Here is a 6,986-nt window from a genome sequence, read left to right as displayed (position 1 = left end):
GCACGCTTATTGTTCATGGTCAGCAACACTTTGCCGGTGGTCGTACCAACATCGACGGCATACCGGTTGTTCTCGCGGAAGGACGAGACCATCTCCGGGGCATCCATCCCGACAATCGCGTCGACGTCACCCGATCGGAGCGCATTCGCTGTCGCGGTGGAATCTGTCATATAGCGCAATGCCACATGGCGGGTGGCCGGTTGCTGACCCCAATATGACTTGTTCGCCGTCAAGGTGAGGAATCGGCCGACTTTGTACTCGTCGACGGTAAAAGGACCGGTCCCGACGGGTTTAGTGGCTAAATTGTCGACGCCACGGGGTGTCATCTGTGCCCCAATGAGCGTGCCCATGGACCACAGCCAGCCATTACTGGGCGCGGAGAGCGTGACGGCCAACGTGTATTTATCGACGGCCTGCGTGCGCGTCACCGGCTTCATCCCCGCTTTGAGCCCGTTGGTCCACGCGTCCGACTTCACTTGGTCGATGCTGAACTTGGCGGTGTCGGCGGTGAACTCGTCGCCGTTAGAAAAATGCACCCCTTTCCGCAGGTGAAAGGTGTAGGTGGTGCGGTCCGGGGAGAGTTCCCACGACGTCGCCAGCTGGGGTTCGATATCGCCTTGGGACGATATTCGGACCAGGCCTTCGTACACATTCCCGATCAACGCTTGGGGTATCGCCGCGCCGCCGGATTTTGTGAAGTCAAGGGTGGCGGGGGCTGCCGTCAGCGCGATGACGGCGGAGTCGTCGGAGGCGACGCGTCCAGTTTGAACCGCTGTGTGGCCCGCGCTGCACCCGCCGAGGAACAGTGAGAGGGCCGCCACCGTGGTTGTTGCCGTGACTGTGGCGAGGTGATGCAATTTCCGACGCTTCGACGCCGAGGTTGTCGACGTACGTGCTGTGAAAAGTCCGACCATGGGTGATTCGTGGATGGTTAGCGTTGGTGGTTAGTGAGCCTCTGGGACACCGGTTGGTGTGGCGTGACGTGGTGCGCCATTCGGATCCTCGGTGGAGCCGAAGAGCTGGGTCAACGTAGTGGCAATCATTTCACAGATGTCGCGCGAGGTTGCGAAATTGATCCGAATGCATCCGAATCCGTGGGGGAGCGGTTGGGGCTCGTTGTCGTTCTCCTGTGCCTTGTTCCCCTGTGTAGATTCAGAGGGCGGAGCAGCGAAAGCAGCACCGTCATTAGGTGCTAACTTCGCGTGTTTGACCAGCCATTGTTCGGGGTTGAGGCCACCCCGGCGGATGCTTTCGCCGAACGTTATTCCCTCGTCGGCGGTGTCGTCGTCCTCGCCATCTCGCGCCTGCTTCGGCACAGCGGGAATGACCACATCGGTCATGTCCACCCACAGCAAGAACGTTGCTTCTGGGTTAGTGGTCCGCACGTTCGGAATCCGGTTAAGAGCCTCGACAAGGAGGTTCTTGTTGTCGCGGAGGTATTCAATTTCCTCCCGGAGCCATTCCCGGCCATTCGTGTACGCCCCGATCGCTGCCAGCTGGCCGAGCGTCGATACACCCTCCTTATCCAGGAAGTTAATGCGCGTATCCCACACATATTTATCGGCGGGATTCGTGAAAATCAGCTGCGCGCATTTCAAGCCGGCCGTGTTCCACCCCTTTGAGGTAGCCGTGGCGGTGATCGTCACGCGCGCAGCGGTCTCGGACACGCTCGCCGTCGGGATATGCGGGCGGTCATAAACCAGCGGCCCGTGGATTTCGTCGGAGAAAACGCGCACGTCATAGCGGGCTGCAAGGTCAGTCACCGCGCGAAGTTCGTCGGCAGTAAAAGCGGTGCCCAAGGGGTTGTGCGGGTTGCACAGGATCATGCTGCCAGCACCATTCGCGAATGCCCGCTCCAGACCGTCGAGGTCGAACACCCAGCGGCCGGTCGCGGTGTCCTGGACCATGGGGACGAACACTCCAGGCTGGTCGCATACCTCCAGCAGTGCGAAAAATGGCATATATGCAGGGGTAGGGATGACGATGGGGCTACCCGGATCTGTGAAATGTGTGATGGCCAGCCGAAGACCTCGAACCACGTCGGGCACGCCTACGATGGCAGTCGGATCAACGTCCCATCCATATGCGTCGTGGCACCACGAACTGAGGGCTTCCCCGAGCTCGGGGAGTTCGGGTGGATAACCGAAGTATTGCCGACGAACACCCGCGTTAACCGCGTCGATCACGGCCGGGCAGGTATCAAAGTCGGATTCCGCGATCCAGACGGGCAGCACGTCGGGAGGAAAATGAGTCCACTTCCTTGTTCCGCGGGCACGCAGTTCCTCTATCGAGAGGGTGGAAAAATCGTGGCCAGGCATGGCAGCAAGGATAGTCGTTATCGGTGACATGGAACATATTCAGGGGGATGACCTGGGCAGTTCCGCTCTAACCTATCCCTCTGGGCCTCGCCCTTCGTGGAGTCGAGTCATTATTGCCGACGCTGACCACGGCGATGCAGGTTGCGTTGAGAAGACGAGAGGAGCCTCAAGAATTGGTACCGTGGCGATGGCGTGTGCGGAAGCGGCGAGTTTCTCCGGCCACCACGGATTGCGCCGTCGTAAGAACTTTGGTGGCATTCCCCACGCGGATCCTGGAGGACGTCACCTTTTGAGCCGGTGTGTGCTCAAGAGAATGAGCAAGCTTCAAAAAGAGTGCATATGCAGCGCGTACGCCGAGTCGCGAGCTTGTGGGCAGGAGAGGAATAGCCTGGTGAGCGATAGATAAATCGCGGTAGATCTCAGTCAGGAAAGAGTCTTTGGTCTCGTCATTGAGGGGTTGCCCGTGCGCGACGTAATCGCGGTTCAGGCCGTCCTTGTCCGCCGCATAATCCCTAAGGAAATTAATTTTTTGAAACGCTGCCCCGAGATGGCGAGCACCCTGTTCCATCGTCCGACGGTCGGCGGGAGATGGCGTTTCGTCGCGCAAGAAAATCGACAGGCACATGAGGCCAATGACTTCCGCTGAACCATAAATGTAGGTGTCGCGGGTCTCGGCGTCGTACACCGTTGTGGACTGGGGTGCTTGGTGGGTGATGGAGGGCGACGCGGGAATATCGGCGCGCATCGATTCGAAAAACGCAGCTAAATAGTTGTTTTTGATGTCGCATGACCGCGCTGTGCCGGCGAACGCGTGAATGATTGGATCGGTCGAAAACCCGGTGGCGCAACCTTCGCGAACGCGTTGTTCATAGTCGTTGAGGACGTCCCGAATACGTTCTGGGGGAAGACCATGGCCGCCTGCTGCGCCGTCGACAACCTCATCGGCCACGCGGACAATTCCGTAGAGATTGTGGATATCCTGCCGAACTCGTGGGCCAAGCAGACGCGTCGACAAGGTAAATGAGGTTGAATACGAGCCTATGAGTCGGGACGACAAGCGAGCCGCCACACGATCGTAGAGTTCAGCCGTGGAAGCGTAGAGACGAGCCCGAGCATCGTCACCCGCGGCGGGGGAATGGTTGTCCTCTGCGTGGCCGTTTTCCGCGCGGTCGTCGAGGGCCGTCGTATCCTTCGACGGTTCGGTAGGCGGCTCCGAAGTCATAGAACCATTCAATCACGTTTATGGCAGGAGGCTTGAGGCCTTACCGGGCGTCGAAGGCGTGCATAATGGGAGCCGTCCGAAAACGTCCGCATAACGAGGGCCCTCAACCCAAGCAACTGTATCGAGGAGGAGCGGGGATCGTGCCATGGTGATCCACCCTGATGTCTTAGCTTTATCCGGTGCAGCATCGGCGGACCTACACAGCACCGCTATACACGGCACCGCGCTCGTTTCCTCGGCCCCTTTGTCGTTATCTCAATCCATTGTGGACGCATGGAATTCGGCAGAGCAATGGATAATCTCGTTATCCGTGTGGGGCCAAGCCCCCATCGTCATACCGATTGTCGTTGTGGTGTCGATGGGTGTGGCGTGGGCCGTTCTTCACCTTGTTGATAAGGTCGGTATACCGATCGAGAATGCAATTAACGATCGCAACCTGACAGCGGACGGCGATGATGGGAAGGAGGACTCGTGAAGAATTCCCAGGTGAGAAACTTCCTCTTTCTCCTCATCGCGGTTATCGTGGTCGCCTACCTCGTGGCGCATTTCTAGTGCGCGTCACCGTCTTCAGTGCGACTCACCGCCGCGAGTGGAAATAGGACTGCGCCCACTCATCGGACCTAAATAGGTCCTCCAGCACCACTGCATTCCCATCCGCATCGCACAACGGAACCCTCCAGTTGGGATAGATATCCGCCGTGGTTCCCGGCTGGTTCTGGACCCGCCGATCGTGAACAATGTCCACCAAACTCGTGCAGGTCAGCGCAGCGGGCGACTCCGCCAGGAACTTGTGAAGCCCAGCAATAATGGCCGACGAATCTGGCCGTTCATCGCGCGCCAGCCCCTCGTAGGACACGTCGGCGGGAGTCCCGTCGAAATCACCATGCTCGCGCACCGTGTCGAGAACGCGGTTCTGCCACTCCAGGTCGTTCGCATCCTCTTCTTCCGGATCCGACGTCAAAATTCCCAGCTTCTGGCGCAGCGTCACGTGCTCGCCATCCAAGTATCCGGCGGTCGGCGGCAAATCATGGGTCGTCACCGACGCCAAGCACAAGCGTCGATAATTCTCGGAGTGACGCGGCGCATCGTTGTCATTTTCGAACCAGAGAATCGACGTGCCCATAATGCCGCGCGATTGCAAATAATCTTGAACCCACGGCTCGAATGTGCCGAGATCTTCACCAACAACGACGGCACCTGCGCGTTCCGCCTCGAGCGCGAGAATGCCCACCATCGCCGCGTGGTCGTAGTTCACGTACGTCCCGGCGCGGGGATCAGCTGCCTCTCCAGGTGCGGGGCGGTGTATCCACCACAGGCGGAAGAGACCCAGGATGTGGTCAACTCGGATGCCTCCGGCGTGACGGAGGACAGTGCGCAACAAGTCACGCCACGGGCGATATCCTGCTTCGGCTAGCTTCCACGGGTGCCACGGGGGTTGGGACCAGTCCTGGCCCATTTGGTTATACCCATCGGGCGGTGCGCCTACCGAACAATCCGGCGCTAGGTAGGGGGCCAGTGCTTCCGCATCTGATCCACCCGGGTGGACTCCTACCGCAAGATCAGCCATCAGCCCGAGACTCATTCCGCTATCACGTGCGGTCACATCGGCTGCTTCCAGCTGCTCATCGACGATCCACTGGAGCCACTGGTAAAAGCCGACCCAATAGTAGCGCGGCGGGAACGAATCGTCGTTCTCGCCATGACCGAGCTTCTCACGCCACCACGGTTCTGCCTGGTCAGCGCACCATTGCGCAAAGTGGGTGAGACCCTCGCCCTCATGTTCGACGAAAGCATCGAACGCGTGTTGCCGCGTCGCCGACCGTTCGACGTCGTAAATGTCTTTCAAGCTCAGCAACTTGTCGGCGTAAATAGGGTTCCGGTTGATATAGGCCGACGACGTGTTCTCTGGGTAATGACGACGTCCCCGTTCCTGCAGTGCTTCGGCGGCGTCGTCGGGGAGGTGGTCGGCCTCGGGGATCGCGCCGGGACGAATATAGATCGGGTTGATATAGCGACGCGTCGTGGGGAGATACGGCGAATCCTCCACCGGCGGAACGGGTTCCGCAGCGTGAAGTGGGTTAGTGAGGATAAACGAGCTCCCCTGCTCTGCGGCATGGCGGGCGAGCGTGCCCAAGGTGTAGAAATCCCCGATTCCCCAGGACCCGGAATCGCGAACTGAATACAGTTGCGCCATCAAACCCGCTTGGGGATGAGCGACGAGGTCGTCGGCGGCGGAAAGCCGCGCGGGCGTAATAATGAGCGTCGTTTCTGCCTGGCCGCGTGTGGGGGAGGAGGCATAAATGGTGTGCCATCCCAGTGGCAGGTCTTTCGGGACGGTAAATGACGCCTGACCGTAGGTTGCCGCGCCAGAAGCATGAGGAGCCGCGCCTGCCCCGTCCGCGCCCGCGTCGAGTTCATTGCCCGTAAGCGGCTCCCCAGCGTGGTCCACGGGATAATCGACGTGCCTCGCGGGGGTGAGATCCTCAATTTGGTGACAGTCATAGCGGTCACCGTCTTCGGTGACTACCCAGACGTCCACAGGTTCGCCGTCGATAACGTGAACGGGGAAGGTGACATCTTCGCCTTCGACTCCGATAACAGTGGGGGGAAGGGAGCGGGTGGCTTCTTTGGTGTAAAAGTATTCGCTAGCTGCATCGATGCCGGCGTCGTCGTGGGAAAAACTCAGGCCAAGGGCGTGCAGGGTGTTCTCGAGTGTTTCGTCGGCGACGTCCACGTGGGAGCCGCGATAGTCGGTATAGGACGTTGCAACGCCACAATGTGCGCTGAGGGAGCGGAGTTTTTCTGAGTAGGTCACGGGGCCATTCTTGCAGAAAGATGATGTCTGAACAGGCTCGCGTAGGGACGTAGCGGGGGTCATGCTGCAGCCGTCGGGAAAATGAGTGCTGCTTGTGGGGGTGGTGGTGGCCCGGATGTGGTGGGGGATAGCATTAATTATTTGATCCCCCACATTGAGTGGGAGGAATAGCGTAGATTATTCACCAATCATAAAAGTAGCGTAGGTCACACAGCCAGGTACTCGGAGGTTAATGAACAATGCAAGAAAGCTCGACCAAGGCTCTCTACTCAGTGGGTGAGAATGAAACCTGTTTGACCGCAGTTCTGGATAACAATAAACGACGCCCCAAGCTGGCGTTATTCACTCGCCCCAAGAATTTCGAGTGGGTCAGCGTGACGTCGGAAGAGTTCATTGCCGAGGTCATGGCTGTGGCCAAGGGGCTTATTGCCAACGGGGTCGAGCATGGCGATCGTGTCGCCTTGCTGTCGGAAACACGATACGAGTGGACGGTCATGGACTTCGCCATTTGGGCTGCGGGGGCGGTGACGGTTCCGATTTATGGTTCGTCGTCGGCAAGCCAGATTCAGTGGATTATTGAGGATTCAGGAACCGTTTTCGCGATTACGGAAACTCGTGAGCACACCGAACT

At 59.0% G+C, this 6,986-nt stretch carries 6 protein-coding genes; 2 read left to right on the top strand and 4 right to left on the bottom strand.

The window, feature by feature from the left end; genetic code table 11:
• The 3 genes from Q3981_RS09670 to Q3981_RS09660 all read right to left on the bottom strand — a co-directional run.
• Positions 1–914: ABC transporter substrate-binding protein (locus Q3981_RS09670; RefSeq protein WP_303125722.1), on the bottom strand; the 914-nt coding region annotated here is incomplete at its 3' end.
• A 30-nt stretch (positions 915–944) separates the two neighbouring features.
• Positions 945–2,318, bottom strand: a complete 1,374-nt coding sequence (locus tag Q3981_RS09665; protein ID WP_303125719.1) for a MalY/PatB family protein — start codon at positions 2,316–2,318, stop codon at positions 945–947.
• Between the two features lie 166 nt (positions 2,319–2,484).
• Entirely contained in the window at positions 2,485–3,540 is a 1,056-nt protein-coding gene (locus Q3981_RS09660; RefSeq protein WP_303125717.1) for a squalene/phytoene synthase family protein, read from the bottom strand.
• A gap of 145 nt (positions 3,541–3,685) precedes the next feature.
• On the opposite strand from Q3981_RS09660, the gene Q3981_RS09655 reads away from it, so the two are divergent.
• The gene (locus Q3981_RS09655; protein ID WP_303125715.1) at positions 3,686–4,015 is read left to right on the top strand and encodes a hypothetical protein; all 330 of its coding nucleotides are present in this window, start codon (positions 3,686–3,688) and stop codon (positions 4,013–4,015) included.
• Between the two features lie 102 nt (positions 4,016–4,117).
• Here Q3981_RS09655 and malQ read toward each other — a convergent pair whose 3' ends face one another.
• Positions 4,118–6,355, bottom strand: coding sequence for a 4-alpha-glucanotransferase (malQ, locus tag Q3981_RS09650; protein WP_303125713.1), 2,238 nt, complete (start codon positions 6,353–6,355; stop codon positions 4,118–4,120).
• Positions 6,356–6,594: 239 nt separating this feature from the next.
• Here malQ and Q3981_RS09645 point away from each other — a divergent pair.
• Positions 6,595–6,986, top strand: a 392-nt coding sequence (locus tag Q3981_RS09645; protein WP_303125710.1) for an AMP-binding protein, incomplete at its 3' end; no start/stop codon positions are given.

The sequence above is a fragment of the Corynebacterium sp. genome, from assembly GCF_030530965.1.
Lineage (GTDB): Bacteria > Actinomycetota > Actinomycetes > Mycobacteriales > Mycobacteriaceae > Corynebacterium.
This window is presented reverse-complemented; position numbering and strand designations above follow the sequence as displayed.